The organism is Burkholderia sp. SRS-W-2-2016 (genome assembly GCF_001931485.1).
GTDB lineage: Bacteria > Pseudomonadota > Gammaproteobacteria > Burkholderiales > Burkholderiaceae > Paraburkholderia.
On sequence record NZ_MSDV01000003.1, the window covers coordinates 68,564 to 94,236 of the forward strand.

Annotated in this window: 24 protein-coding genes; 6 read left to right on the forward strand and 18 right to left on the reverse strand. The window is 65.7% G+C overall.

Annotated elements, in window-relative coordinates; translation table 11 throughout:
- Window positions 1-22 precede the first annotated feature (22 nt).
- Window positions 23-802, forward strand: a complete 780-nt coding sequence (locus BTH42_RS00870; RefSeq protein WP_075294839.1) for an exodeoxyribonuclease III — start codon at window positions 23-25, stop codon at window positions 800-802.
- 75 nt (window positions 803-877) lie between these two features.
- On the opposite strand, the gene BTH42_RS00875 is transcribed toward BTH42_RS00870, so the two are convergent.
- From BTH42_RS00875 to argB, 7 genes are all read right to left on the reverse strand, one after another.
- The gene (locus tag BTH42_RS00875; protein WP_083654636.1) at window positions 878-2,221 is read right to left on the reverse strand and encodes a M48 family metallopeptidase; all 1,344 of its coding nucleotides are present in this window, start codon (window positions 2,219-2,221) and stop codon (window positions 878-880) included.
- A gap of 2 nt (window positions 2,222-2,223) precedes the next feature.
- Complete coding sequence (locus tag BTH42_RS00880; protein WP_075294841.1) at window positions 2,224-3,618, reverse strand: AmpG family muropeptide MFS transporter; 1,395 nt, start codon at window positions 3,616-3,618, stop codon at window positions 2,224-2,226.
- A 14-nt stretch (window positions 3,619-3,632) separates the two neighbouring features.
- The gene (gene metW / locus BTH42_RS00885; RefSeq protein ID WP_075294842.1) at window positions 3,633-4,241 is read right to left on the reverse strand and encodes a methionine biosynthesis protein MetW; all 609 of its coding nucleotides are present in this window, start codon (window positions 4,239-4,241) and stop codon (window positions 3,633-3,635) included.
- Window positions 4,238-5,383, reverse strand: coding sequence for a homoserine O-acetyltransferase (locus tag BTH42_RS00890; RefSeq protein ID WP_075294843.1), 1,146 nt, complete (start codon window positions 5,381-5,383; stop codon window positions 4,238-4,240). The genes metW and BTH42_RS00890 overlap by 4 nt, the downstream gene beginning before the upstream one ends.
- Window positions 5,384-5,691: 308 nt before the next feature.
- A complete protein-coding gene (slmA, locus tag BTH42_RS00895) occupies window positions 5,692-6,462 on the reverse strand; it encodes a nucleoid occlusion factor SlmA (protein ID WP_075294844.1) in 771 nt (256 codons plus the stop codon).
- 41 nt (window positions 6,463-6,503) lie between these two features.
- The gene (locus BTH42_RS00900) at window positions 6,504-7,271 is read right to left on the reverse strand and encodes a pyrimidine 5'-nucleotidase (protein ID WP_075294845.1); all 768 of its coding nucleotides are present in this window, start codon (window positions 7,269-7,271) and stop codon (window positions 6,504-6,506) included.
- A gap of 120 nt (window positions 7,272-7,391) precedes the next feature.
- Window positions 7,392-8,291, reverse strand: coding sequence for an acetylglutamate kinase (gene argB / locus BTH42_RS00905; RefSeq protein ID WP_075294846.1), 900 nt, complete (start codon window positions 8,289-8,291; stop codon window positions 7,392-7,394).
- A 264-nt stretch (window positions 8,292-8,555) separates the two neighbouring features.
- Here argB and BTH42_RS00910 point away from each other — a divergent pair, with 264 nt between their 5' ends.
- On the forward strand, window positions 8,556-8,780 hold the full coding sequence (locus tag BTH42_RS00910; RefSeq protein ID WP_075294847.1) for a cysteine-rich CWC family protein: 225 nt from the start codon (window positions 8,556-8,558) through the stop codon (window positions 8,778-8,780).
- Between the two features lie 123 nt (window positions 8,781-8,903).
- Here the strand turns inward: BTH42_RS00910 and BTH42_RS00915 are convergent, their stop codons facing one another.
- A complete protein-coding gene (locus BTH42_RS00915) occupies window positions 8,904-10,550 on the reverse strand; it encodes a tetratricopeptide repeat protein (protein ID WP_075294945.1) in 1,647 nt (548 codons plus the stop codon).
- A gap of 120 nt (window positions 10,551-10,670) precedes the next feature.
- Here BTH42_RS00915 and BTH42_RS00920 point away from each other — a divergent pair, with 120 nt between their 5' ends.
- Window positions 10,671-11,978, forward strand: a complete 1,308-nt coding sequence (locus tag BTH42_RS00920; protein ID WP_075294848.1) for an ATP-binding protein — start codon at window positions 10,671-10,673, stop codon at window positions 11,976-11,978.
- Window positions 11,975-12,517 carry a response regulator transcription factor gene (locus BTH42_RS00925; protein WP_075294849.1) on the forward strand — a complete coding sequence of 181 codons (543 nt, stop codon included), beginning with the start codon at window positions 11,975-11,977 and terminating at the stop codon, window positions 12,515-12,517. The genes BTH42_RS00920 and BTH42_RS00925 overlap by 4 nt, the downstream gene beginning before the upstream one ends.
- 109 nt (window positions 12,518-12,626) lie before the next feature.
- On the opposite strand, the gene hslU is transcribed toward BTH42_RS00925, so the two are convergent.
- The 9 genes from hslU to BTH42_RS00970 form a co-directional block, all read right to left on the reverse strand.
- Window positions 12,627-13,973: an ATP-dependent protease ATPase subunit HslU gene (gene hslU, locus BTH42_RS00930; protein ID WP_075294850.1), complete on the reverse strand. Its 1,347-nt coding sequence runs from the start codon at window positions 13,971-13,973 to the stop codon at window positions 12,627-12,629.
- A 9-nt stretch (window positions 13,974-13,982) separates the two neighbouring features.
- On the reverse strand, window positions 13,983-14,519 hold the full coding sequence (hslV, locus tag BTH42_RS00935) for an ATP-dependent protease subunit HslV (RefSeq protein ID WP_013088078.1): 537 nt from the start codon (window positions 14,517-14,519) through the stop codon (window positions 13,983-13,985).
- 350 nt (window positions 14,520-14,869) lie between these two features.
- The gene (dksA, locus tag BTH42_RS00940; protein ID WP_075294851.1) at window positions 14,870-15,289 is read right to left on the reverse strand and encodes an RNA polymerase-binding protein DksA; all 420 of its coding nucleotides are present in this window, start codon (window positions 15,287-15,289) and stop codon (window positions 14,870-14,872) included.
- 693 nt (window positions 15,290-15,982) lie between these two features.
- Window positions 15,983-17,086: a GTP-binding protein gene (locus tag BTH42_RS00945; protein WP_075294852.1), complete on the reverse strand. Its 1,104-nt coding sequence runs from the start codon at window positions 17,084-17,086 to the stop codon at window positions 15,983-15,985.
- 194 nt (window positions 17,087-17,280) lie between these two features.
- Entirely contained in the window at window positions 17,281-18,483 is a 1,203-nt protein-coding gene (locus BTH42_RS00950; protein WP_075294853.1) for a class I SAM-dependent rRNA methyltransferase, read from the reverse strand.
- A 106-nt stretch (window positions 18,484-18,589) separates the two neighbouring features.
- On the reverse strand, window positions 18,590-19,513 hold the full coding sequence (gene xerC / locus BTH42_RS00955) for a tyrosine recombinase XerC (RefSeq protein WP_075294854.1): 924 nt from the start codon (window positions 19,511-19,513) through the stop codon (window positions 18,590-18,592).
- A 36-nt stretch (window positions 19,514-19,549) separates the two neighbouring features.
- Window positions 19,550-20,299, reverse strand: a complete 750-nt coding sequence (locus BTH42_RS00960; RefSeq protein ID WP_075294855.1) for a DUF484 family protein — start codon at window positions 20,297-20,299, stop codon at window positions 19,550-19,552.
- Between the two features lie 58 nt (window positions 20,300-20,357).
- Complete coding sequence (gene dapF / locus BTH42_RS00965) at window positions 20,358-21,281, reverse strand: diaminopimelate epimerase (protein WP_075294856.1); 924 nt, start codon at window positions 21,279-21,281, stop codon at window positions 20,358-20,360.
- A gap of 170 nt (window positions 21,282-21,451) precedes the next feature.
- The gene (locus BTH42_RS00970) at window positions 21,452-22,336 is read right to left on the reverse strand and encodes a lipid A biosynthesis lauroyl acyltransferase (RefSeq protein ID WP_075294857.1); all 885 of its coding nucleotides are present in this window, start codon (window positions 22,334-22,336) and stop codon (window positions 21,452-21,454) included.
- 286 nt (window positions 22,337-22,622) lie between these two features.
- On the opposite strand from BTH42_RS00970, the gene metK reads away from it, so the two are divergent.
- Window positions 22,623-23,813: a methionine adenosyltransferase gene (gene metK / locus BTH42_RS00975; protein WP_075294858.1), complete on the forward strand. Its 1,191-nt coding sequence runs from the start codon at window positions 22,623-22,625 to the stop codon at window positions 23,811-23,813.
- Window positions 23,814-23,975: 162 nt separating this feature from the next.
- On the opposite strand, the gene BTH42_RS00980 is transcribed toward metK, so the two are convergent.
- Window positions 23,976-24,338 (reverse strand): hypothetical protein, encoded by a 363-nt coding sequence (locus tag BTH42_RS00980; RefSeq protein ID WP_075294859.1) that lies wholly within the window; start codon window positions 24,336-24,338, stop codon window positions 23,976-23,978.
- A gap of 471 nt (window positions 24,339-24,809) precedes the next feature.
- Here BTH42_RS00980 and BTH42_RS00985 point away from each other — a divergent pair, with 471 nt between their 5' ends.
- On the forward strand, window positions 24,810-25,571 hold the full coding sequence (locus BTH42_RS00985; protein ID WP_075294860.1) for a phytanoyl-CoA dioxygenase family protein: 762 nt from the start codon (window positions 24,810-24,812) through the stop codon (window positions 25,569-25,571).
- Window positions 25,572-25,673 lie beyond the last annotated feature (102 nt).

Consider the following 25,673-nt stretch of genomic DNA (forward strand, 5'->3'; position numbering starts at 1 on the left):
AATTGAACACAAGAGGAACAACATGTTGCGTGTGATTACCGCCAACCTGAACGGCATTCGCTCGGCGGCGAAGAAGGGCTTTTTCGAGTGGTTCGGCGAACAGAAGGCCGACGTGCTGTGCGTGCAGGAAATCAAATGCTCGCAGGACGACATGACGCCGGAATTTCTCGCGCCGCACGACTTCACCGGCTATTTCCAGCACGCGGTGAAGAAGGGCTATAGCGGCGCGGGCGTCTACACCCGTCACGAGCCGGATGAAGTGGTGATCGGCTTCGGCAGCGAGGAATTCGATCCGGAAGGGCGCTATGTCGAACTGCGCTTCGGCAAGCTGTCGGTGATTTCGGTGTACGTACCGTCGGGTTCGAGCGGCGACGAGCGCCAGCAGGCCAAGTTCCGCTTCATGGACGAGTTCATGCCGCATCTGGCCGAACTGGCGAAAGAGCGCGAAGTGATCGTGTGCGGCGACGTGAACATCGTGCACAAGGAAATCGACATCAAGAACTGGAAGAGCAACCAGAAGAACTCCGGTTGCCTGCCGGAAGAGCGCGCGTGGCTCGACAAGCTGTTCGACGACGTCGGTTATGTCGACGTGTTCCGCACGCTCGATCAGCGGCCCGAACAGTACACGTGGTGGAGCAATCGCGGCCAGGCGTATGCGAAGAACGTCGGGTGGCGGATCGATTACCAGATCGCGACGCCGGGTATTGCGGGCACCGCGAAGCGCACCGACGTGTTCCGCGACATCAAGTTCAGCGACCACGCGCCGCTGACCGTCGACTACGACCACAAGGTCAAGAGGTAAGCATCGGAAGGTGGCGGCGCACGGCGCTCGGCGCAGATAAAGACAAAGCGCCGCCGCCGTCCGGGATCGGCCGGTTCAGTCGCGCGCCGTTTTGCGCGTCGGCCGGCCCATGCCCGCGTAATCGGGCAGCGCGTCGACGCTCTTGCCGATCGCCTTCGCGTACAGCGGCAGCATGTCCGGCAGCCGCTTGATGATGTCCTCGCGGCGCGCCGGCGTGTACGGGTGCACGTAGATGAAGCCCTGCTCGCGATTGCCGCGCGTCGCTTGCGCGAGCTTGTCCCACAGCGTGACCGCCGCGCGCGGATCGAAGCCGGCGCGCGACGCGATATCGCTGCCGATCACGTCGGCTTCGGTTTCGTCGGTGCTTTCGTACTTCATTTCCAGCAGGCGCGAGCCGATGCCGAGCGGCGCCATGCCGAGATCGGCGAGCCCGAACAGCTGCGGGATCGTGCCCGACGAATCGAGCTGGCTCGCCTGCAACTGACCGAGCCGCATCCGCGCATGCTCGCGCAACGCGTGCGCGATCTCGTGGCCGATCAGCATGCCGAGTTCGCTGTCATTCAGGCGCACCCGGTCCAGCAGCCCGCTATACACGACGATCTTGCCGCCCGGCAGGCAGTACATGCGGATGTCGTTCGAGCGCACCACCGCCACTTCCCATTTCCAGCTTTTGGCCCGCTCGTTCCATTTCAGCGAGTACGGCACCATCTTGTCGACGCTCGAACGCACGCGCGTGACGCGCGCGTCGTTATCGGCATACAGACGGTTCGCGTGGCTCGCGCCGTAGACGATCTGGTTGAACTCCTCGGCGGCCTGCGCCTCGAGCATCGAAGACGGGATCAGGTTGCGAAACACCATGTAGCCGCCGTAGCGCAGCTGCGGGCTCACGTAGTACGGCGGCGGGGCGGAGGCCGGCGCGGAAGTCGCGGTCGGTGCCTTGGCAGGGGACGGTGACGCGGCGCTGGGCGCCGAATTCGGCGCGGTGGCGGCCGCGCCGCTGCCGCCGGAACCGGGCGTGCCCGGTGCGGGGGCGGCCGTGCCGCTGCTCGCGCTGTTGTTCGCACCCGCACCGGCGCCCGCGCTGGTGCCGCCGGCGCTGTTCGTGCCCGGCGTCGCCGAGGTCGCGTTTTCGCCGCTGGCGGCGCCGGTTGCGGCCTTGGCCGCCGGCGCGTTGCCGGGCGCGGTCGCGCCGGTCGCGCCGGTCGTTGCGCCGGGCGCCGGCGGCGCGGCGACCACCGCGCTGTTGGCGGCACTGTTAGCCGGTGCGGCGGCGACAAACGTGGCCGCGCGCGCCGGCAGCGCCAGCGCGACGACGCTCGCGCAGCCGAGCCCACACGCCACGTACCGCGCAATCGCGCGCAACTCGCTCGATAGCACGCGAGTCGCCGGGTGACGCCGCGCGCGCGTCGGGAACCGCATCGTCACGACTGGGCCCTCCACGGCGCGATCCGCACCAGCAGCAGCATGCCGGGCACCGCGAGCGCGGTACAGATGATGAAATAGTCGAACCAGCCGATCTGCGCGACCACGTAGCCGCTCGCCGCCGACGCAAGCGTGCGCGGCACCGACGCGAGGCTCGTGAACAGCGCGAACTGGGTGGCCGTGTAGCGCGGATCGGTGGTGCTGGCGATATACGCGGTGAACGCGGCCATCGTCAGACCGGTGGTGAAGGTCTCGAAGCCGTAGACCAGCGCTAGCGCGACCGAGCGCGGCTCGAGCTGCACGCTCCAGTCGATGCCGACCAGCGCGAGCAGCTTCGTGGTGCCCTGACTGACGGCCACCGCGATGTCGTAAATCGCGGTGAGCCCGGGCGAATCCGGGCCGAGATGCGCGAGCCACGCGAAGCCGAGCGTCGACACCATCTGCAGCACGCCGAAAATCCACAGACCGCGGCCGATGCCGATCTTCATCAGCCAGATCCCGCCGACAATCCCGCCCGCGAGACTCGCGCCGAACGCGGTCGTCTTCGCGATCACGCCGATCTGCGTGCGCGAAAAACCGATATCGAGGAAGAACGAGGTGGACAGCGTGGTCGCCATCGTATCGCCGAGCTTGTACAGAAAGATGAAGCCGAGCACGAAGAGGGCACCGCGCCAGCCGTCGCGCTGAATGAATTCGCGGAACGGCTCGACGATCGCTTCGCGCAGATTCTTCGGCGGTTTGCCGTGCACTTCGGGTTCGCGCACGACCAGCGTCATCAGCACGCCCGGCAGCATGAACGCGCCGGTCACGATGAACACCGTGCTCCACGGCAGATGATCGGACAAAATCAGCGCGAGCGAACCGGGCACCAGCGCCGCGATCTTGTACGCGTTCACGTGCACCGCGTTGCCGAGACCTTGCTGCGTATCGCTTAGCAGCTCACGCCGGTAAGCGTCGATCACGATGTCCGAACTCGCGCCGAAGAACGCGACCAGCGCGGTCAACGCGGCGACCGTCCAGATCGATTCGCGCGGCGACACGAAACCGAGCGTCGCGATCGCGCCGCCTACGAGAATCTGCGTGACCAGCATCCAGCCGCGCCGGCGACCCGGCCGCCAGCCCGGCAGACGCGGCACGTAGCGATCCATCAGCGGCGCCCATACGAACTTCCAGGTGTACGGAAACTGGATCAGCGCGAACAGGCCGATTTCCTTCAGATTGACGCCTTCCGAGCGCAGCCATGCCTGCACGAGATAGACGAGCGTAAATAACGGAAGTCCCGACGTGAAGCCGAGAAACACGCAGATCAGCATGCGCGTATTCAGAAACGCGCGCCAGCCGGGATGTTCTTCGTGAGCGGTAAGTGCGGGCGCCTCGTGCGGCGGGTTCGACATGTGGATAAGTGACGTTAGCTTTGCTTGACGCGATAGACCGCTAGACTACCACGCCAGTTCACGCCCCAACGCACCACCTGTCCGTCGTGCAGCACCACCCGATCGAGAATTTCGATACCGACCTCCGGCGCGAGCGCCTCGAAGTCCTCGATCGTCAGCACGCGCACGTTCGGCGTGTTGTGCCACTGATAAGGCAGCGACTTCGACACCGGCATGCGCCCCTTGAGCACCGACAGCCGATGCGCCCAGTAACCGAAATTCGGAAACGACACGATGCATTCCTTGCCGACCCGCACGGTCTCGCGCAGGATCGCGGCGGTCTGATGAATGGTTTGCAGCGTCTGCGACAGAATCGCGAAATCGAAGCTGCCGTCCTCGAACAGCCGCAGACCGTCTTCGAGATTCTGCTGGATCACGTTGATGCCGTTGCGCGTCGAGGCCAGCACGCCAGCGTCGTTGATCTCGATGCCGTAGCCCTGCACCTCGAGTTCCTCTTTCAGCAGCGACAGCAGCGAGCCGTCGCCGCAGCCGAGATCGAGCACGGTCGAGCGCGGTTCGACCCAGCGGGCGATCGCGCGGAAGTCCGGGCGCGATGCCAGGTAATCAAGTGCTCGCTGGTTCATGCGTTGACCTCGTTGGCGATGCGTTCGTAGTAGGCGCGCAGCAGGTTGTGATAGCGCGCGTCGTCGAGCAGGAAGGCGTCGTGGCCGTGCGGCGCGTCGATCTCCGCGTACGTCACCGTGCGCTTGTGGTCGAGCAGCGCCTTCACCAGTTCGCGCGAGCGCGCCGGCGCGAAACGCCAGTCGGTCGAGAAGCTCGCGATCAGATACTTCGCGGTGGTGTGCGCGAGCGCGGCGGTCAGATCGCCGTCGAAGGCCTTGGCCGGATCGAAGTAGTCGAGCGCGCGGGTGATCAGCAGATAGGTGTTCGCGTCGAAGTAGTCGGCGAACTTGTCGCCCTGGTAGCGCAGATACGATTCCACTTCGAACTCGACATCGAAGTTGAAGTTGTAGTCGTCGAGCGCGCCTTCCGCGCGACGCAGCGAGCGGCCGAATTTCTCGGCCATGTCGTCGTCCGACAGATAGGTGATGTGGCCGATCATCCGCGCGACGCGCAGGCCGCGCTTCGGCTTCACGCCGTGCGCGTAGTAGTTGCCGCCGTGGAAGTCCGGATCCGACAGGATCGCCGAACGCGCGACCTCGTTGAACGCGATGTTCTGCGCGGACAGCTTCGGCGTCGACGCGATCACGATGCAATGGCCGATGCGCTCCGGATACATCATGCTCCACGCGAGCGCCTGCATCCCGCCGAGGCTGCCGCCCATCACCGCGGCGAAGCGCTCGATGCCGAACTCGTCGGCCACGCGCGCCTGCGCGTTGACCCAGTCTTCGACGGTGACGACCGGGAAGGTCGCGCCGTACGGCTGACCGGTCGCCGGATCGATGCTCATCGGTCCGGTCGAACCGAAGCACGAGCCGAGGTTGTTCACGCCGATCACGAAGAACTTGTTGGTGTCGAGCGGCTTGCCGGGGCCGACCATGTTGTCCCACCAGCCGACGTCCTTCGGATTGTCGGCGTACACGCCCGCCACGTGATGCGACGCGTTGAGCGCGTGGCACACCAGCACCGCATTGCTGCGCGCGGCATTGAGCGTGCCGTAGGTCTCGACCATCAGGTCATAACCGGCGAGCGAAGTACCGTTGCGCAAGGGCAGCGGCTCGGTGAAATGCATTTTCTGGGGAGCGACGATGCCGATGGAGTCCATTCATTCCGCCATTGAGTCAACAGGACGGCTAAACGGCGTCGGCGAGGCACGGAGGGGAAAGCAGTGTGCGCGGCTGACGACCTCTTTAGCCGCATTTATAGTGAACCGCGGGCCGGTGGCCAGGGGTTCGCGCGCCCGCAATCGAGTCAGCAAATCGGCGCGTGAAAAGTGGTTACTGCAGTGGGTACTGCGTGGGTGCTACTGGTGCATTCAGGCGCAAAGTATAGCGGAAAATTCCGCGCGGCAGCGGCGCGGGCGTGGTGTGGACGTGGCGCGGACGTGGCTTTAAGGGCGCTGCGCGAGCCGCGCTACTGAAGAATCAGAAACAGTTGTGCGTCCGCGTGTTCGGCCGGCGGACGGGCAAAACCGCTGCGTACATAGCGATGCCAGCGGCCGATCACGTAGCTCAGCAACAGACTCGCGCGCAGCGCGGGATCGTAGCCGGCGGGCAGCGGGGCGGACATCAGCGCATCGGGACCGGGCGTGTTTTTGCCATTGCCGACGTAGACGCTGCCTGCGACGCCGGCATCGGCCGTGCCGCTCGCACTCGCCATCGCCTCCGTCTGCGCGAGCCGCAAACACTGCTTCAACGACGCCTCGACCCGTTCGAGCATCTGGTTCACGCGCTCGGTGAGCCGCTCGTGCTCGCCGACCAGCGCCTCGCAGGTCAACACCCGCGTCATGCCCGGATTCTTCGCCGGAAAGTTCAGCAGCATCAGCGCGATCGCGCGCGCCTGCAGCACGCCGTTGCTTTCGTGCGCGGTGATCTGATTGATGAGCCCGAACAGCGTGGTCTCGATGAATTCGATCAGCCCTTCGAACATCTGCGCCTTGCTCGCGAAATGCCGGTACAGCGCGGCTTCGGAGACGCCCAGGCGGGCGGCGAGTGCGGCGGTGGTGATCTTTTCGCTCTTCGGCGCCTCGAGCATCGCGGCGAGCGTTTGCAGAATATGGATGCGGCGCTCGCCCGGCTTCGGGCGCGGCGCGCGGGTGGCGCCAGAGGCAGTGGTAGGCGCGGCGCCAGGCGTCGCGGGGGAGGCTTCGGCTAAGGCTTCGTCAGGCTTGTCGATCGGCTGCATGGCTGTGGTCCCCCGGCTGCTGTCGTTGTCGGCTTGCGTCCCTACTGTCCCGGCTTGCGTCCTTTCCATCGAACCGAGCGGGTGCCCAGTCGTAGCGATTTTAGCGAACGAATGCTGCGGTCGACATAGTGCGGCCGGCCGGTGCCCGGCAGGCGCGTCGGGATTCCGTCCGCGTGCGGCTTGCGCGGCAGATGGCCGGTGATCCACACGGTGCGGATACCGAGCCGCCGGTAATTCTTCAGATGCGAGCGGGTGTCCTCGACGAGGATCGCGTCCTTCAGCGCGACGTTCGCGTCGCGCATCGCGCGGCGCAGCATCGCGTGATCGGGTTTCGCGCGCCACCGGCTGCGATCGCGCATGTGCTCGATCGCGATCACGCGCTCGAACAGCCGCTCGATGCGCAACTCGGCGAGCACCGCGCGCGCATATGCTTCGGGCGCATTGGTCAGCACGATCTTGCGGCCGGGCAGCGAGGCGACCAGACGCGCGACGCCGCGTTCGGAGCGGATCATCGAACCGAGATCGGGGAAGTCGTGCACGACCTTCAGAAAATCATGGCCGTCGACCGGATGATGGCGCGTGAGGCCGAGCAGCGCCGCGCCGTAGCGCAGCGTGTAGCCGGTGCGCAGCCGGTTCGCTTCGTCGATGTCGACCTGCAGCGCGTCGATGATGTATTGCGTCATCCCGCGATTGATTGCCGGGAAGATCGCGTGCGACGCGTGGTGCAGCGTGTTGTCGAGGTCGAACAGCCAGACCGGCTTGCCGCCCGCGATGTCGGGACGGCGGCGCCGCGAGGTGAGGGTGCGCATGGTGTGGAAGCCTTCAGGCGCCGACGGATGCGTGCATTGGCGCAGCCGTCGTGCCCGCTTGGCCGGCACCGGCGCCGCGTCGCCGTGGACGCGCGGCCTGTGCCGGGTTTGCCGCGTCGCTCAATGCGAGCGGATCATCGTGCCGAACGGCTGTTCGGTCAGAATTTCGAGCAGCACCGAGTGCTCGATACGGCCGTCGATGATGTGCACCGAGCGCACGCCGCTCTTGGCCGCATCCAGTGCCGACGAGATTTTCGGCAGCATGCCGCCGGAGATCGTGCCGTCCGCGAACAGGCCGTCGATTTCGCGTGCCGAGAGATCGGTCAGCAGATTGCCGTCCTTGTCCATCACGCCGGGGATGTTGGTCATCATCACGAGCTTTTCGGCGTTCAGCACGACCGCCAGCTTGCCCGCGACGAGGTCCGCGTTGATGTTGTACGACAGACCGTCTTCGCCGAAACCGATCGGCGAGATCACCGGGATGAACGCGTCGTCCTGCAGCGCCTTCACGACCGCCGGGTTGATCGACTCGACTTCGCCGACCTGGCCGATGTCGACGTACTGGCCCGGATTGTCGCGATCCGGCATCAGCATCTTGCGCGCGTGGATCAGGCCGCCGTCCTTGCCGGTCAGGCCGACCGCGTGGCCGCCGAAGTGGTTGATCAGCATCACGATGTCCTGCTGCACTTCGCCGCCGAGCACCCATTCGACGACTTCCATCGTCTCTTCGTCGGTGACGCGCATGCCCTGGATGAAGGTGCCCTGTTTGCCGATCTTCTTCAGCGCGCCGTCGATTTGCGGACCGCCGCCGTGCACGATGACCGGGTTGATGCCGACCAGTTTCAGCAGGATCACGTCGCGCGCGAAGCCCTGCTTCAGGCGCTCTTCGGTCATGGCGTTGCCGCCGTATTTGATCACCACGGTTTTGCCGTGGTACTGACGGATATAAGGCAGCGCCTCGGCCAGAATTTCGGCTTTCAGGGTGGGCGCAATCTGCGAAAGGTCGGGAAGCTCGGACATGGCGGCAGGCTCGGGCACGGAACAGTTAAAACAGCGCGAATTGTACAGGACTGGCGCGCTGCAACAGGGTTTTCGGCAGCGCTGCGCGCGACGGGCAAAACGACCCTGGCATGCGTTGCGATCGCGGGCCTGCCGGACGGGTCGAGCGGCCAGCTTAGCGAGCTTGCGTGACGGCTGTGCATCGGCCGAACGGACGACTGTGCCGGGCCGCGCGGGCGTGGCATCATTGCCTGACCGATTCCCCAGTCCGAGCTTTTCCCCACGATGAAAACGTCTTCCACCCGCCCGGCGGGCAGCGCGCGCTGCCCGCGCTGCGGCCGCGCATTCGACTGCGGGATGCGTACCGAGCCGGGTCAGTGCTGGTGTCGCGAGTTGCCGCCGCTGCCGGCCGAACGGCTCGATCCGGCGAGTCCCTGTTTGTGTCCGGAGTGTCTGGCCGCGGAGATTGCGCGGGCGGCGCGCGGGGGTGCGGGGGCTGGGCCGGTCTAACCGGGCTGGCGGATGTAGCTGTTGGCGTTACGTGCGCCGGTTTCGCGGCTTATGCCGGGGGCGGCCTGAGCGGCTGAAGCGGCTTGCGCTTCCACACGGCTCGTGTCGCTTCTGCTGCGTGTGCTACTTAGACTCCGCTCCCCGCTTTTGCCCCGCCAGCGCGCGCAGATCGCGTGCCACCGCTTCCAACGCCGGCTCCCACTCGCCGAAGCCCGGCTGCCGGTACAGCGTCGCGCTCGGATACCACGGACTGTCGCTGCGCTCGAGCAGCCAGACCCAGTGCGGATTGACGTCGAGCAGCACCCAGCTGCGCTGCCCGAGCGCGCCGCTCAGATGCGCGACTGACGTACACACGGTAATCACGAGATCGAGCGCGCTGACGAACGCGGCGGTGTCGTCGAAGCTCGCGAGACTGGCGGTGTGATCGATCATCGGCAGGCCGGCCGCGCGGGCAGCGGTGACGTCGTCGGTTGCGTCAGGCTGCAGCGAGTAGAACGTGACGCCTTCGATGCCGGCGAAATGCCGGGCATAGCGCTGCCAGCCGACGCTGCGAAACGGATTGCGCTGATGGCCGCGGCTGCCGGTCCAGGTGAGCCCGACCTTCAGGCCGGGATCGCCGGCGAGGCGCTGGCGCCATGCTTCGCACGCGGCCGGGTCGGCGAACAGATACGGCGACGCGGCCGGAATCGTGTCCTCGCGGGTATCGAAAATCAGCGGCAGGCTCAGCAGCGGAATCTCATAGTCCATCGGCGGCAACGTGTCGACGCCGCCGCCGGCCGAATAGCCGTCCACGTGCGCGGCGAGGCTGCGGGCGAGCAGGCCGCCCATCTGCGGAAACGAATTCCATAGCAGCCGGCCGCCGTCGCGATGCACGCGTTCGGCCAGCAGCGGGATGTAGCGGCAGAACTGCAACAGGTCGCCCATTCCCTGTTCGCCCCACACCAGCAGCGTTTTACCCGCGAGCGATTCGCCGCGCCAGGTGGGCGCGGGCAGCACCGGACGATTGCCGCCGAGTTCCTGCGAGCCTTCCCAGCGCGCTTCGTGCGATGGCCAGCCTTGCGCGTAGTTGCCGCGCACGAGCTGCAGCATGCCGAGGTTCGAGCGCATCGTCGGGGCGTGCGGCGCGAGTTCGCAGGCCGCCGTCGCGGCCTGTTCGGCCTCGTCCCAACGCTGCGCCTCGCGCAGCGTCAGCGCGTAGTTGTTGTAAGCCAGCGGACTCTGCGGCGCATGCTGCACGGCCTGCGCGCCGGCGTCGAGCGCGCGCGGCAGATCCGGCTTGCGGCGATACGCGTTGGCGAGATTGATCCACGCGTTGCCGTCCTGTGGCGTGTCGCGCACCGCGCTTTCGAGCAGCGCGAGTTGTTCGTCCAGTTCGCCGCCGGTGAGCATCAGCGCGCTGGCCAGGTTGTTGCGTAACTGCGGCAGCGCCGCATCGAGCGCGAGCGCGCGGCGGTACGGTGCGATCGCGTCCGCGTGGCGGTTGGCCATCTGCAGCGCGTAGCCGACGCGAAAGTGGGCGAGCGCGCTGTGCGGATCGAGTTGCGCGACGAGTTCGGCGAGTTCGATCGCCTGCTCGACGCGCTGCTGCGCGAGCAGCGCGGCGCCCAGCGCATCGAGCGAAGCGGCGTCGAGCGGCTGCAGTCTGGCCGCCGCTTCGAGGCAACTGGCTTCGTGCGCGGTCGCGCCGCTGGCGCGCGCGGCCACGGCGTCGCGCAAACAGGTCAGGAATGCGGACGACACGTCGGCGTGGTGATCGGAGGTGGGCGGCATGAACGGGTGGCGCGGCATTGTCTCGAAGACAGTCATGTTACCGGCAGCGGGGCTTCGTAGGCCGTAGCGGTTGTCCGAGCGGGTAGACTAGGGCCTGTCTGCATACGGACCCTTCAGGTTATGCATCGGATCACCACGACCGGCCGGGTCAACCTCGGTCATCTGTTCTGGCTGCGCTGCCTCGCGATCATCGGCCAGCTGCTGACGATCGCCTTCGTGCAGATCTTCATTGGCGTGAACCTGCCGTTGCCCGCGATGCTGCTCGTGATCGCGCTCGAAGTGCTGTTCAACGCGCTCACGTGGTGGCGCGTGTCGCAGCAGCGGCCCGAGTCGAACATGGAGCTGTTCGGCCAGATCTGGGTCGACCTCGGCGCGTTGTCGGCGTTGCTGTTCCTGTCCGGCGGCACCAGCAATCCATTCGTTTCGCTGTACTTGCCATCGCTGGCGATCGCCGCCGCGGTGCTGCCGTGGTATCTGATGGCCTGGCTCGCCGCGTTCGCGGTGGCCTGCTACGCGGTGCTCAGCTTCGATTCGGTCCCGCTCAATCTCGATAATCCCGCCAACCTGTTCGAATACTACCGCGCCGGTATGTGGGTCAACTTCATGGTGAGCGTCGGGCTGATCGCGTGGTTCGTTGCGCGCATGTCGAAGGCGCTGCGGCTACGTGACGCAGCGCTCGGAGACGCGCAGCAGCGCTTGCTTCACGACGAACGGGCGGTCGCGCTCGGCGTGCAGGCGGCCACGGTGGCACACGAAATCGGCACGCCTCTGTCTACAATCGCGATGTTGTCCGAAGAATTACGCGACGCGGCCCGCACCGACCCGGGGCTGGCACCGTACAGCGCCGATCTCGAACTGCTCGAACAGCAAATGACCTTGTGCACGTCCGCGCTCGCGCGGCTGCGCAGCCGGGCGACCACGACGAATCGCCAACTGGTGGACAACTGGCTCGAATCGTTCTCCGAGCAGTGGCGGCTGCGTCATCCGCACGTGAAGTTCGAGCGGCTGGGTACGCCGCCCGTCGACGTCAGTCTCGACGACACGGTCGCCGTCAGCCAGATCCTGACGATCCTGCTCGATAACGCGGCGCGCGCGAGCCGCGATCACGTGACGCTGTCCTGCGCGCTCGCCGCGCGTGGCGACCAGATCGTGTTCGAAGTGTGCGACGCGGGCCCGGGCATTCCGGCCGCGTTGCGCGGCTCGCTCGGCGCGATGCCGGTCGACAGCACCCAGGGCGGTCATGGCGTGGGGCTGTATCTGGCGTTTTCGGCGGCGGCGCGCCTGAGGGGATCGATCGAGCTGACCGACGTCAGCGCGGCGCGACCGCGCGGCACGCGCGCGGTGCTGCGACTGCCGATCGCCGCGCGCACTATTTCCGGAGCGAGCCATCAAGGCGCCGCGCCATCCAACACGGAGAAACAGGCATGAGCGAAAAGAATTTTCTGGTGATCGACGACGACGAAGTGTTCTCCGGCATCCTCGCTCGCGGTTTGACGCGGCGCGGTTATACGGTGAGCGAAGCGCACAACTCGGACGAAGCGATCCGGCTCGCGAATCAGCAGAAGTTCAGCGAGATCACCGTCGACCTGCATCTGGGCAACGACTCGGGTCTGACGCTCGTCGCGCCGTTGCGCGATCTGCAGCCCGATGCGCGGATGCTGGTGCTGACCGGTTACGCGAGCATCGCGACCGCGGTGCAGGCGGTCAAGGACGGCGCCGACAACTATCTCGCGAAGCCCGCCAACGTCGAGACGATTCTGTCGGCGCTGCAAAGCGAGGCCAGCGCGCTGCAGGCCGAGGAGGCACTGGAGAAGCCGCAACCGCTGTCGGTCGCGCGGCTCGAATGGGAGCATATCCAGCGGGTGCTCGCGGAGAACGGCGGCAATATCTCGGCGACCGCGCGGGCGCTGAACATGCATCGGCGGACTTTGCAGCGCAAGCTCGCGAAGCGGCCGGTCAGGCAGTAAGCGGCGCGCGGGCTGCCGCTGGCGCATTGCGCGTTTCGAGCGGACCAAAACAGAACGGGCTGCCTTTTGCAAGGCAGCCCGTTTTTTTACGCGTCAGCGGCGTGAGCCGTTACAGCACGTAGCGCGACAGATCTTCGTCTTCCGCGACTTCATTGAGCGCGCGATCGACATACGCCGCATCGACCTGCACCGTGTGGCCCGAATGATTGCCGGCCGAGAACGACACTTCCTCGAGCAGCTTTTCGATCACCGTATACAGACGCCGCGCGCCGATGTTCTCGGTCTTCTCGTTGACCGAATAGGCGATTTCGGCGAGGCGGCGAATGCCGTCGTCGGCGAATTCCAGATGTACGTCTTCGGTCGCGAGGAGTGCCTGGTATTGCTTGACGAGGCTCGCATCGGTCGACACGAGGATCGACTCGAAGTCCTTCACCGACAGCGAATCGAGTTCGACGCGAATCGGGAAACGGCCCTGCAGTTCCGGAATCAGATCGCTCGGCTTCGCGAGATGGAACGCGCCGCTCGCGATGAACAGGATGTGATCGGTCTTCACCATCCCGTACTTGGTGTTGATCGTCGTGCCTTCGACGAGCGGCAGCAGATCGCGCTGCACGCCCTGACGGGACACCTCGCCGCCGCCGGCTTCGTTGCGCGACGCGATCTTGTCGATCTCGTCGAGAAACACGATGCCGTTCTGTTCGACGTTCTGCACCGCTTTGGTCTTCACCTCTTCGTCGTTCAGCATCTTGCCGGCTTCTTCGTCGGTGAGCACCTTCAGCGCTTCCTTCACCTTCAGCTTGCGGCGAGTCTTCTTGCCGCCGCCGATGTTGGCGAACATCGAGCGGATCTGCTCGGTCATGTCTTCCATGCCCGGCGGCCCCATGATGTCCATGCCGACCTGCGGCTGCTCGACGTCGAGTTCGATTTCCTTGTCGTCGAGCTGGCCTTCGCGCAGACGCTTGCGGAACGTCTGGCGGGTGGTGCTGCCTTCGTCGGTGGTATCGGTCGCACTCGAACTCGAACCGAAGCCGACCGGACGCGCGGTGGGCAGCAGGATGTCGAGGATGCGGTCTTCGGCCAGATCGCCGGCTTTGGTGCGCACTTTGCGCATTTCCGTTTCGCGGGTCTGCTTGACCGAAATCTCGATCAGGTCGCGCACGATGCTGTCGACGTCGCGGCCCACGTAGCCGACTTCGGTGAACTTGGTCGCTTCGATCTTGATGAACGGCGCGTCCGCGAGCTTCGCGAGACGCCGCGCGATTTCGGTTTTACCGACGCCGGTCGGTCCGATCATCAGAATGTTCTTCGGGGTGATTTCCTGGCGCAGCGGATCGTCGACCTGCTGACGGCGCCAGCGATTACGCAGTGCGACGGCGACCGCTTTCTTCGCACGGCCTTGGCCAATGATGTGTTTGTCGAGTTCGGAGACGATCTCGGCGGGGGTCATGGTGCTCATCGTGGGTCCTTACTCGATCGTCTCAATGACGCGGTTGTGGTTCGTGTAGATGCACATGTCGCCGGCAATCTCCAGCGACTTCTCCACGATGTCGCGCGGCGACAGTTCGGTGTTGTCGGCGAGCGCCTTCGCGGCGGCCTGCGCATACGCGCCACCGGAGCCGATCGCGCAGATCCCGCCTTCGGGGTCGAGCACGTCGCCGTTGCCGGTGATCACGAGGGTGGTGGTCGCGTCCGCGGTGATCAGCATCGCTTCGAGACGGCGCAGCATGCGGTCGGTGCGCCAGTCCTTCGCGAGTTCGACCGCCGCGCGGGTGAGATTGCCCTGATGTTTTTCCAGCTTCGCCTCGAAGCGGTCGAGCAGCGAGAAGGCGTCGGCCGTGCCGCCGGCGAAGCCGACCAGCACCTTGCCGTTGTAGATGCGCCGGACTTTCTTGGCGCCGCCTTTCATGACGATGTTGCCGAGCGTGACCTGGCCGTCGCCGCCGAGCGCAACCTTGTTGCCGCGGCGCACGGAAACGATCGTCGTGCCGTGAAATTGCTCCATATGCGTTCCTCTTTGCAAAGCGGGTAGGACACGGCAGCGCGGTGCGCGTGCCGCATGAATCCTGTCAGCGGACGGCGCGCCGGCCGGCGCGCTCGTGAGCGCATGTCGGATCTATTTTAGGGCGCACGCGTTCATATCAAGATGCACCAAAAGGCATACGGAAAAAAACTGCGGCGGGGAGGCGGGACAGGGGGAGAGGGCGGAAAGACAGCGGAGACAGCTGAGATTGCGGCGGATACAGCCGCGCGCGTTCACAAAGCGCGACACAAAAAGAAAAGGCGCACGGTTCTCCGTGCGCCTCTCGACGAAGCAGCGTTTTCGGGGCGAGGCCGCAGCCGCGCCACCGCCGATCAGTCGCCGAACAGCTTCTGGCGCAGTTCGCGGCGCTCCTGGGCTTCGAGCGACAGCGTCGCCGTGGGCCGCGCGAGCAGACGCGGAATGCCGATCGGCTCACCGGTTTCTTCGCACCAGCCGTATTCACCCGCGTCGATGCGCGCGATCGATTGCTGCACCTTCTTCAGCAGCTTGCGTTCGCGGTCGCGCGTGCGCAGTTCGAGCGCATGCTCTTCCTCGATCGTTGCGCGGTCGGCCGGGTCCGGCACGATTACCGTTTCGCGCAGGTTCTCGGTCGTCTGGCCGGCATTGCGGAGAATGTCCGCCTGCAGCTGTTCGAGCCTGTTCTTGAAGAAGGCGAGCTGATCCTCATTCATGTAATCCTTGTCGCTCATCTTCAGGATTTCGGCTTCGGTCAAGAGTCGTTTCGTCGTCATCTGGCTTACTTCTTCAATGTGAGGCAAAACTCTTACAAGTGCCCGCACTCCCGTATAGCCCGCAAAGGCGTCGCGCTAACGCGCGGTGCAGGTGGTCACGAGCGATGGGCTGCCGTGACGCCAAAGCGCCTCGCGCCCACACGCCTCGCGCCGTGCTAGCTACGCCGCTGCGGGGCCGAACTCCTCTGGAAACCGATTCTCAGTGCTCCTGAGGCATCGCTTGCCGGCAAACGTGGGCCCTTTCAGGCCATGCCCACCGGCGTTTTCGGCGTGTCTCCGGACAAGATTTTCCGGCGCCATTTCAGGCCCGTCGCGGGATACGCGCGACCGGGCAATTCGTTGTCATTCTCCAGTGGGCACGTATTGTAACTGAATCACAATAGCGCACCGCAACTGCTTAAAAACCGCCTGCGGCGCATCGATATCCCGAAAATATAACGCGCACACGCTCAAAAAGCGATGGTCGTGCACGCATTAATACAGCAGGGTTTTCACGCGCTTTTCACACCAGCGGTGTTCGAACGCCGCGCTTCGACGAGCTTGCGCGCGTCGCGCGAGTCGTTTTCAGCAGACGATTAGCGCCGTGGGGTGCGTGGCCGCCACGCGCGGCGCCTGTATCGAGTGCTTGTGCGGAGCAAGCCGCATGCCGCGCGCGGTGCGTTTCAACGAGAGCGAACCGCGCGGGCCGCCCGCTTAAACGAGGCAGGCGTCGAGGCCGTCGGTGATCAGGTCGCGCGGCAGGTCGATGCCGATGAACACCATCTTGCTGTTCTTCTTCTCGACCGGCTGCCATTTCGCGGCCAGATCGCTGCCCATCATCTGATGCACGCCCTGGAACACGACCTTGCGATCGACGCCCTTCATATACAGCACGCCCTTGTAGCGCAGCAGATGCTCGCCGTAGATCTGCAGAATGCCGCCGAGGAAATCTTCCAGCTTGTTCGCATCGAACGGACGATCGCTGCGGTACACGAACGACTTGATCTTGTCGTCGTGGTGCGCGTGGTGGTGCCCGTGATCGTGGCCTTCGTGATCGCAGTGACCGTGGTCGTGATCGCAGTTCGCGTGATCGTGGTCGTGGTCGTGATCGCCGTGGGTGTGGCCGTGCTCGTCGTGCGCATGCGCGTGGCTGTGCGCGTGTTCGTCTTCGGTGAGAAAGTCCGGATCGATTTCGAGCTTCGAATTCAGGTTGAAGCCGCGCAGGTCGAAGATTTCCTTGATGTCCGCTTCGCCGAAATTGACGACCTTGATCGCCGCCTTCGGGTTCATGTGCAGCAGACGGTGGCGCAGATCGGCAATGTGCTTTTCGTCGACCAGATCGGCCTTGGTGATGAACAGGCGGTCCGCGAAGCCGACCTGGCGCTGCACCACTTCGTGTTCGTTCAGCTGATGGTTCGCGTGCTTCGCATCGACCAGCGTGATGATCGCGTCGAGCAGGAATTCGCCGGCGATCTGGTCGTCCATGAAGAAGGTCTGCGCGACCGGGCCCGGATTCGCGAGGCCGGTGGTTTCGATCACGACGCGGTCGAAGTCCACTTCGCCCGCCTGCTTCTTCGCGGCCAGATCGCCGAGCACGCGCGACAGGTCGCCGCGAATCGTGCAGCAGATGCAGCCGTTGCTCATCTGGATGATCTGCTCGTTGCTGTCCTGCACGAGGATGTCGTTGTCGATGTTCTCTTCGCCGAACTCGTTTTCGATCACGGCGATCTTCATGCCGTGCTTTTCGTTCAGGATGCGCTTGAGCAGGGTGGTTTTGCCGCTGCCGAGAAAGCCGGTCAGGATGGTGACTGGAATCATGTGGGTCGCCTGTAAGTCGTGAGTCGGTGCGTGATCGGACGCTAGCGCGGGGCTAGCCGAATGCATAGGCCGGGCGCGGCAGCCGGATGGCGCGCTGCCCTGTCTAGCCGGTTATTGAAACATATTTGCCTGGCGGGCGCTGACGCGGATCCTGAAGCGGCCCGCCGCGGGCAATCGCCCACAAATAAGGGCGCTCAGGCGATTTGCAACAGCAGCCCCTTCAGATACTCGCCTTCCGGGAAGGCGGTCAGCAGCGGATGATCGACGCCCGCGCCGAGCCGCTTCAGGATTCGCGCGTCGACGCGCGCATCGGCGGCCGCGCCCGCGACGATCTTCTGGAACAGTTCCGGATCGATCGCGCCCGAGCACGAGTAGGTGAACAGCAGGCCGCCCGGGCGCAGCAGCTTCAGGCCGGTCAGATTGATGTCCTTGTACGCGCGCGCCGCGCGGTCCACGTGTTCGCGCGACGGCGCGAATTTCGGCGGATCGAGCACGATCAGATCGAAGCGCTCGCCTTCGTCGTACAGACGGCGCAACGTCTTGAACGCGTCGGCGTCGAGCCAGGTGGCGCGCTCGGCGTCGAAGCCGTTGGCCTCGACGTTGCGCTGCGCGATCGTCAGAGCTTCGCCCGACGAATCGACCGACACCACGCGTTTCGCGCCACCCTTTAACGCCGCCAGCGAAAACCCGCCGGTGTAGCAGAAGCAGTTCAGCACCTCGCGATCCTGCGCGAACTGCTGCACCAGCAGCCGGTTGTCGCGCTGGTCGACGTAGAAGCCGGTCTTGTGGCCGTTGCGTACGTCGACGTGATAGCGCACGCCGTTTTCGCTCGCGATCAATGCATCCGACGGCGCTTCGCCCGCCAGCACGCCAGTGATCTGCTCCAGCCCTTCCTTTTGCCGAATCGACACGTCCGAGCGTTCATAGACGTTCGGGCAGCCCGTCGCGCCGACCAGCGCGGCGACGATCGCCTCCTTCCACGCCTCGACGCCGGCCGCCATGAACTGGCAGACCACCTGGCTGCGCTGGCCGGCGTCCTCGGCGACGTAGTAGTCGACGATCAGGCCCGGCAGGCCGTCCGCCTCGCCGAAGATCAGCCGCGTCGCGCCGGTGTCGCGCACCATCGCGCGACGATGCGCGAGCGCGCGCTGCACGCGGCGCTTGAAGAACGCGTGGTCGATCGGTTCGGTTTCGTCGAAGCTCCAGACCCGCGCGCGAATCTGCGAGTGCGGGCTATACGCGGCGCGCGCGAGGAAGCGGCCGTCGTGCGCGCGCACCAGCACGGTCGCGCCGGGTTCGGGACGGCCGTCGACGCGCTCGATCGCGTTCGCATAGACCCACGGATGGCGGCGCAGCAGCGATTTTTCTTTCGACGGTTTGAGCGTAACGGTATTCATCGGATGTCGGTCAGGCTAGGGGCCGCGCGGCCGGGCCGGCGCGGCGGGTGAAAGGCGGGCGACCGGCGCGTGGCGTCGGTCGCGTGAGGAGTGGCGGGCCGCCTGGTCAGTCGCGTTTTTTCGCGCGCGGATGCGCGCTGTCGTAGACGCGCGCGAGGTGCTGGAAATCGAGCCCCGTGTACACCTGGGTCGCGGTGATGCTGGCGTGGCCGAGCAGTTCCTGCACCGCGCGCAGATCGCCGCTCGACTGCAGCACGTGGGTCGCGAACGAATGGCGCAGCACGTGCGGATGCACGTTGGCCGGAATGCCGGCCGCGAGCGCCGCGCGCTTCACGCGTTCGCGCACCACGTTCGGCGACAGCCGGTTGCCGCGCACCGACAGAAACAGCGGATGCGGATCGTGGCGGACCATCTGGTCGCGCGCGGCGAGCCACGCGTTCAGCGCGGCGACCGCCTTGCTGCCGACCGGCACGAGGCGGCGCCGGTTGCCCTTGCCGAGCACTTCGACTTCGCCGGAATCGAGCTTGAGCCAGCCGGCCGAGCGGTAGCCGTCGACGTCGGTAAAGCGCACGTCGAGGCCGACCAGTTCGGCGAGGCGCAGGCCCGACGAGTAGAACAGTTCGAGCATCGCGTGATCGCGCAGCCCTTCGGCCGACGCGGCGGGCGGGCTGTCCATCAGGCGGCTGGCGTCGTCGACGGAGAGCGCTTTGGGCAGCGTCTTGCCCTGCTTCGGCGCGCGCACCGCGGCGACCGGATTGGCCGGCAACTCGATCCGGCCGGCGAGCCAGCGATAGAACGCGCGCCACGCCGACAGCCGATGACCGATCGAGCGCGCGCTGAGCCCGCCAGCGTGCGCCCGGGCGACCGCGCCGCGGATGTCGACCGGCGTCAGGCTTTCGAGCGGCCGGCCGTTGGCGAGCCGCTGAAGTTCGTCGAGTTCATGCGTGTAGCCGCGCAGCGTGTGCGCCGACAGCCGCCGCTCGTGCTCGAGATGCGACAGGTAGGTGGCGATCGGGGCGGCGGCGGTCACGGTGGTTGTTGGGAGTCGAAGTTGGCGTGGCCGCGCTCAGTGCGGCAGCAGCCGGCTCAACGCGGCGCTCGCGAGTGCCGCGATCTGCGTGAGGAAATCGGTGGCCATGCCGTCGTGGAAGCGCCGCGCGTCGGCCGAGCCCATCACCAGCAGGCCGAAGGTCGGCGCGTTTTCGCCGCCTTCCGGGTCGCGCAGCGCGAGCAGCGCGATCGATTCGGTGGCGTGCGCGTTATCCGCGGCGGCCGTACCGGTCTCGTCCGCCGCTTGCGTAGCGCTTGCCGTGCTGGCCGCCGCATTCGCATTCGCCGCCGGCACGAGCCACTGCGCGGCTTCGAAACCGGTGTTCGCGCCGCAATACGGGGTAGTCAGACTGCCCGCGAAAATCCGCACTTCCTCGCTGACGTGGCGCGCGAAGTCGGCCTGCGCGTACGGCTCGGCGACGTCCCACACGCGCAGCGCCGCTTGCGGCACGTCGAAGATGTCGCGCAGACCGCTCGTGATCGTGCGCGGCAGCGCGTACGGATCGCGCTCGGCTATCACGCGAATCGTCCAGCGATTGAATTTCGACGCGATGCTGTCGTTCTCGTGACCGTAACGCAGCAACTCGGCGAGACGGCGCTCCAGAACTTTGTTCTTGTCGCGCAGCATTTCCATCTGCCGCTCCTGCAGCGATACCGCGGCTTTGCCGTGCGGATTCGCGAGCCGGATCGTGGCGAGCGTTTCCGCGTGGTCGACGAAGAATTCGGGATTGGCGAGCAGGTAGTCGGCGACTTCGCGATCGTTCATGGTTTTGGTGAGAGAACTACGGCGCGGTCGCGCTCACGCGGCACGCCGGTCGGTGAAATTAAACAGCGGATGCGGTAGCGGGCGAGTTCACGGCGGCGTTGGCCGAGTCACCGGCCAAATCGTCGGCCAACTCGATCTCGCCTTCGAACACGGTCGTCGCGGGGCCGGCCATCAGCAGCGGCTCGTTTTCGCGCGTGTGGTCCCACGTAATCGTCAGGTCGCCGCCGTGCGTGTGTACCAACACCGGCGAGTCCAGCAAGCCGCGCCGGATGCCGGCCGCGACCGCCGCACACGCGCCGGTGCCGCAGGCGAGCGTTTCGCCGGCGCCGCGCTCGTACACGCGCAGACGCACTTCTCCGCGGTTGACGATCTGCATGAAGCCCGCGTTGACCCGCTGCGGAAAGCGCGTGTGCCGCTCGATCGCCGGACCTTCGAGGAGCACCGGGAACGCCTCGGCGTCATCGACGATCTGCACCGCGTGCGGATTGCCCATCGACACCACCGAGATCCACCGGGTGGTGCCGTTCACGTCGAGCGGCCACAAAGTGTCCGCGGCTTCGCGGCGGCCTTGCAGGCCCTTGGTCGCGAACGGCACGCGCTCGGGATCGAACACCGGCGCGCCCATATCGACGATCACTTCGCCGTTTTCCTGCATGGTCAGCGTGATGGTGCCTTTCTGAACCTGCACGCGCACACTGCGCTGGTCGGTGAGGCCGCGCTCGCGTACGAACTTGACGAAGCAGCGCGCGCCGTTGCCGCAATGCTCGACCTCGCCGCCGTCGCAATTGAAGATGCGGTATCTGAAGTCGACACCGTCGACGGTCGGTTTCTCGACCAGCAGCAGCTGGTCGGCGCCGACGCCGAAATGGCGATTGGCGAGCGCGCGCACCTGCGCGGTGGTCAGATTGAGCGGCTGGGTGTAGCCGTCGAGCACGACGAAGTCGTTGCCGGCGCCGTGCATTTTGGTGAATTTGAGCTTCACGTTGTCCGTGTATCCGTTGCTGCGTAGGGCTTCGCGCGCGGGCGAAGCCGGAAAGCGGGGCTGGCCGTCCGTCGGGTGGCGCGCCGCTGCGGGCCGCGCGCGGCCAATAGCAAATGATACACGTTGATGCGCGGAAACCGGGGCGGTGGGGCGGGGCTGCCGCCGCCGCCTCAATACACCCCCGGCACTCCCGGCGGCCTCGTCTTGAAGCGCTTGTGCACCCAGTAATACTGTTCGGGCATCAGCGGAATCTGCTCTTCGAGAAACTCATTCATGCGGCGCGCGTCGGCATCGTCGTCGCCGGTCGGGTAGTTGTCCCACGGCTTGAAAACCTTCAGACGATAGCCCTTGTAGTTCGGCAGCACTTCGCCGATGAACGGCACCACCTGCGCATGCCCGACCTTCGCGAGCCGGCCGACCGCGGTCAGCGTGCAGGTCGGCACGCCGAAGAACGGCACGAACGTCGAATTGCGCGCGCCGTAGTCCATGTCCGCGCCGAGCATCACCGGTTTGCGCTCGCGCAGCCAGCGCAGCACGATGCGCGCGCTGTCCGCGCGGCTCGCCATGTCCGCGCCGAACCGCGCGCGCGCCGCTTTGGCGACTTCCTCGAGCTCCTGATTCGACATCGGCTGATACAGCGAGCCGCACTGGCGCTTGAGCGAATAGTTCAGAAAGATCGAGCCCGCTTCGATGCCGACGAAGTGAAAGCCGAGGAACAGCGTTGGCGGCAGGTTCGGGTCGGTGAGGTCGATCGCGCTGTCGAGCTGGATCAGCTTTTCGAGCTTCTTCGCGGAGCCGAACCACTGCACGCTGCGTTCGAGATAGCTGCGGATCGCGTGCCGGAAGTGCTTCTGCGCGACTTCTTCGCGGCGCTCGTCGCTCCACTCCGGAAAGCACAGCTTCAGATTGGTGTGGACGATCCGTTTGCGGCGGCTCGGGATCTGATAGAGCAGCCAGCCGAGCCCGTCGCCGAGGCGGGCGACGAATCCATACGGCAGCAGCGCAAACAGTTTGAGCAGGCCGATCGCGAGCTTCGGACCGAAGCGGCTCAGCATGCCGCCTCCGCCGAAGAGTCGCGGCTAATGGCGGCTGGTGACGGGAAAGCGGAAAAATTGACGGGATACCGCACGCGTGGACGCTCTGTGACATTCATGGGAAGTCGCTATAATACGGGCTTCGCCGAGTTAATAGACAACTTGCGGGGCGAAGCCGGCAGGCGCGGCGCATGAGTTTCATGCGCGCTGTGCCCACCGGTAATGGAATCCGCTAAAGCGTCGCCGCTTCAGACTCCCGAAGCTGGCTACGTGAAACCTAACCGTAACCACTACAGGAGTTCGCAACGTGGCAAACGACTATCTCTTCACTTCCGAATCCGTCTCCGAAGGCCATCCCGACAAAGTCGCGGACCAGATCTCGGACGCGATCCTCGACGCGATCCTCGCGCAAGACAAATACTCCCGCGTCGCGGCCGAAACGCTGTGCAACACCGGTCTCGTCGTGCTCGCCGGTGAAATCACCACGACCGCGAACGTCGACTACATCCAGGTCGCGCGCAACACGATCAAGCGCATCGGCTACGACAACACCGACTACGGCATCGACTACCGCGGCTGCGCGGTGCTCGTCGCGTACGACAAGCAATCGCCGGACATCGCCCAGGGCGTGGACCGCGCACACGACAACAACCTCGATCAGGGCGCCGGCGACCAGGGCCTGATGTTCGGTTACGCGTGCGAAGAAACCCCGGAACTGATGCCGCTGCCGATCCACCTGTCGCACCGCCTCGTCGAGCGTCAGGCGAATCTGCGCCGCGACGGCCGTCTGCCCTGGCTGCGTCCGGATGCGAAGTCGCAGGTCACCGTGCGCTACGTCGACGGCAAGCCGCACGCGATCGACACCGTCGTGCTGTCCACCCAGCACTCGCCGGACATCTCGCTGGACACGCTGCGCGAAGCGGTGATCGAAGAGGTCATCAAGCCGACGCTGCCGGCCGATCTGATCAAGGGCGACATCAAGTTCCTCGTCAATCCGACCGGTCGCTTCGTGATCGGCGGCCCGCAAGGCGATTGCGGTCTGACCGGCCGCAAGATCATCGTCGATACGTACGGCGGCGCGGCGCCGCACGGCGGCGGCGCGTTCTCGGGCAAGGATCCGTCGAAGGTCGACCGTTCGGCTGCGTATGCCGGCCGTTATGTCGCGAAGAACATCGTGGCCGCCGGCCTCGCGTCGCGCTGCCTGATTCAGGTGTCGTACGCGATCGGCGTCGCCGAGCCGACCTCGGTGATGGTCAACACGTTCGGCACCGGCCGCGTGTCGGATGCGACGATCACGAAGCTCGTGCGCGAGCATTTCGATCTGCGTCCGAAGGGCATCATCCAGATGCTCGACCTGCTGCGCCCGATCTACGAGAAGAGCGCCGCTTACGGTCACTTCGGCCGCGAAGAGCCGGAATTCACGTGGGAAGCCACCGACAAGGCGCTCGCGCTGGCCGAAGCTGCCGGCACCGAGCCGGTCGCGGCACTCGCGGACTAAGCGCGAGCTAAGCGCCCGCTGTTAGTAAGCAGCAAAAAGCCCCGCCAGGTGTGAGCCTGGCGGGGCTTTTGTTTGGGTGCTCGGGGGCGGGCCGAAGCGGGCGGAAGAGGGCCTAAGCGGGCCGAACGCGAAGCGCGGCTCAGCCCAGCAACGCTCCCGCTCTCACCGGCTCGCGAACGCAAACGCAAACCAGCCGCTGCTGCTGGTCGACAGCCGGCGCGGCCGGCGGCTCGTGTTGACCCGCACGGCCGGCGTGCGTTTCGCGACCGCGAGGCGCAGCGGCGTCGGTTTGCGCAGCAGCGTGCGCAGCGACAGACGGCGCGTGCCGCCTTGCTGGCGCAGCGCCGAGAAGAACGTATTGAACCAGGTGCGGATGCCGTCGACGGCCTTCGCATCGCGCCACTGTTCGCCGAGCGCGCGGGTGCGGGCGGCGTGATGGCGCAGCGCCCGCACTACGTGGCGGCGCGCGGGACGCGCCGCTTTCAGCGCGGCGCGGGTAAGACGGGTGCTCAGAAGTGTGTGCATGGCTTCACAGTTGGGCGAGGGAGCGGACGTCGACACGTGCATCGGCGGTGCGTAAAAAACGAGCACCAAGTGTGCCAATCACGGGGTGGCGACGAACAGCCCGCAAGCCGTAAATTCGGTGGAGATCGCCGCGGCGGACACGCTGGCGTGACCCGCGGCGCAATGGGCAGCGACGGAAAAATGCGGAGAAACCGGCGGCACGAGCCCTGATGGCCCGCGCACAGCAGCGAAGTGCGTAAGCGACGATCGACATAGCCGCAGGCTACACGTGAATCGTGACCTCAGAAAGTCCGTTATTACCCTGCGATTACGGATTTCCGTGTTCCGCGGCGTGCGAAGCGGGTCTGCGTGACGGTGTCCCGTTGCGGTCGATTCGCGTGCGTGCCTGCACCGTGCCGGCGAAACCACGCACCCTGATCGCGCGCGTTTTACAATCGAAGCTTAAGTCAGTCGACAGTCACGGAATCACCCATGTCACTCCATTCGAAGAAAGAACAGATCCACACGTTGCGGGAACAGGGCTTCGTCGTCGTGCCCGGACTCGTGTCGCCCGAGCGTTGCGCGGAGCTGAAGCGGATCGCGCAGCGGCAGCTACAGGAAGCGGCGGCGCCGATCGAGTTCGAAGCGGATCTGCAGTACCCGGGCGCGCCGTCGTCGAAGGATGCGCCGGGCGGTCATACGGTGCGTCGTCTGCTCGACGCGTACGGGCGCGATCCCGCATTCGCGCAATGGGCGACCGCGCCGGAAATCCGCGGCTGGATGGAGCTGTATTTCGGCGAGGAGCCGCGTCTTTCACGCGTGCATCACAACTGCATGATGACCAAGCACCCCGCGTACGGCAGCCTGACCGGCTGGCATCGCGATGTGCGCTACTGGTCGTTCGAGCGCGACGATCTGGTGTCGGTGTGGCTCGCGGTCGGCCCGGAAACCGTCGATAACGGCGCGCTGTGGTTCGTGCCGAAATCGCACGGCTCCGCGTTCACGTCGGACCGTTTCGACGACGCGAAATTTTTCCGCGCCGATCTCGCCGAGAACGAGGCGGCGATCCGCACCGCGGTGTCGCCCGAACTGAAGGCCGGCGACGTCGTGTTCTTCCACTGCAACACGCTGCACTCGGCCGGCAAGAATCTCAGCGATCAGGTGAAGTTCTCGCTGGTGTACACCTATCACGGCGTGAGCAACGTGCCGCTGCCCGGCACGCGTTCGGCATCGAAGCCCGAGATCGCGTTTTAACGGCTGCAAACAACGGCTGCATGAAAAACGGCGCCGGTTGCGCGGGTTCGGTGATCCCAACCCGCGCAACCGGCGCCGTGCTTATCGACTTCCGTACGACTT

What these genes read in the sequence shown, in the direction of transcription:
- BTH42_RS00870 (WP_075294839.1), top strand. Translation starts at nt 23, where the DNA reads ATGTTGCGTGTGATTACCGCCAACCTGAACGGCATTCGCTCGGCGGCG.
- BTH42_RS00875 (WP_083654636.1), bottom strand. Translation starts at nt 2,221, where the DNA reads ATGCGGTTCCCGACGCGCGCGCGGCGTCACCCGGCGACTCGCGTGCTA.
- BTH42_RS00880 (WP_075294841.1), bottom strand. Translation starts at nt 3,618, where the DNA reads ATGTCGAACCCGCCGCACGAGGCGCCCGCACTTACCGCTCACGAAGAA.
- metW (WP_075294842.1), bottom strand. Translation starts at nt 4,241, where the DNA reads ATGAACCAGCGAGCACTTGATTACCTGGCATCGCGCCCGGACTTCCGC.
- BTH42_RS00890 (WP_075294843.1), bottom strand. Translation starts at nt 5,383, where the DNA reads ATGGACTCCATCGGCATCGTCGCTCCCCAGAAAATGCATTTCACCGAG.
- slmA (WP_075294844.1), bottom strand. Translation starts at nt 6,462, where the DNA reads ATGCAGCCGATCGACAAGCCTGACGAAGCCTTAGCCGAAGCCTCCCCC.
- BTH42_RS00900 (WP_075294845.1), bottom strand. Translation starts at nt 7,271, where the DNA reads ATGCGCACCCTCACCTCGCGGCGCCGCCGTCCCGACATCGCGGGCGGC.
- argB (WP_075294846.1), bottom strand. Translation starts at nt 8,291, where the DNA reads ATGTCCGAGCTTCCCGACCTTTCGCAGATTGCGCCCACCCTGAAAGCC.
- BTH42_RS00910 (WP_075294847.1), top strand. Translation starts at nt 8,556, where the DNA reads ATGAAAACGTCTTCCACCCGCCCGGCGGGCAGCGCGCGCTGCCCGCGC.
- BTH42_RS00915 (WP_075294945.1), bottom strand. Translation starts at nt 10,550, where the DNA reads ATGCCGCCCACCTCCGATCACCACGCCGACGTGTCGTCCGCATTCCTG.
- BTH42_RS00920 (WP_075294848.1), top strand. Translation starts at nt 10,671, where the DNA reads ATGCATCGGATCACCACGACCGGCCGGGTCAACCTCGGTCATCTGTTC.
- BTH42_RS00925 (WP_075294849.1), top strand. Translation starts at nt 11,975, where the DNA reads ATGAGCGAAAAGAATTTTCTGGTGATCGACGACGACGAAGTGTTCTCC.
- hslU (WP_075294850.1), bottom strand. Translation starts at nt 13,973, where the DNA reads ATGAGCACCATGACCCCCGCCGAGATCGTCTCCGAACTCGACAAACAC.
- hslV (WP_013088078.1), bottom strand. Translation starts at nt 14,519, where the DNA reads ATGGAGCAATTTCACGGCACGACGATCGTTTCCGTGCGCCGCGGCAAC.
- dksA (WP_075294851.1), bottom strand. Translation starts at nt 15,289, where the DNA reads ATGACGACGAAACGACTCTTGACCGAAGCCGAAATCCTGAAGATGAGC.
- BTH42_RS00945 (WP_075294852.1), bottom strand. Translation starts at nt 17,086, where the DNA reads ATGATTCCAGTCACCATCCTGACCGGCTTTCTCGGCAGCGGCAAAACC.
- BTH42_RS00950 (WP_075294853.1), bottom strand. Translation starts at nt 18,483, where the DNA reads ATGAATACCGTTACGCTCAAACCGTCGAAAGAAAAATCGCTGCTGCGC.
- BTH42_RS00960 (WP_075294855.1), bottom strand. Translation starts at nt 20,299, where the DNA reads ATGAACGATCGCGAAGTCGCCGACTACCTGCTCGCCAATCCCGAATTC.
- BTH42_RS00970 (WP_075294857.1), bottom strand. Translation starts at nt 22,336, where the DNA reads ATGCTGAGCCGCTTCGGTCCGAAGCTCGCGATCGGCCTGCTCAAACTG.
- BTH42_RS00980 (WP_075294859.1), bottom strand. Translation starts at nt 24,338, where the DNA reads ATGCACACACTTCTGAGCACCCGTCTTACCCGCGCCGCGCTGAAAGCG.
- BTH42_RS00985 (WP_075294860.1), top strand. Translation starts at nt 24,810, where the DNA reads ATGTCACTCCATTCGAAGAAAGAACAGATCCACACGTTGCGGGAACAG.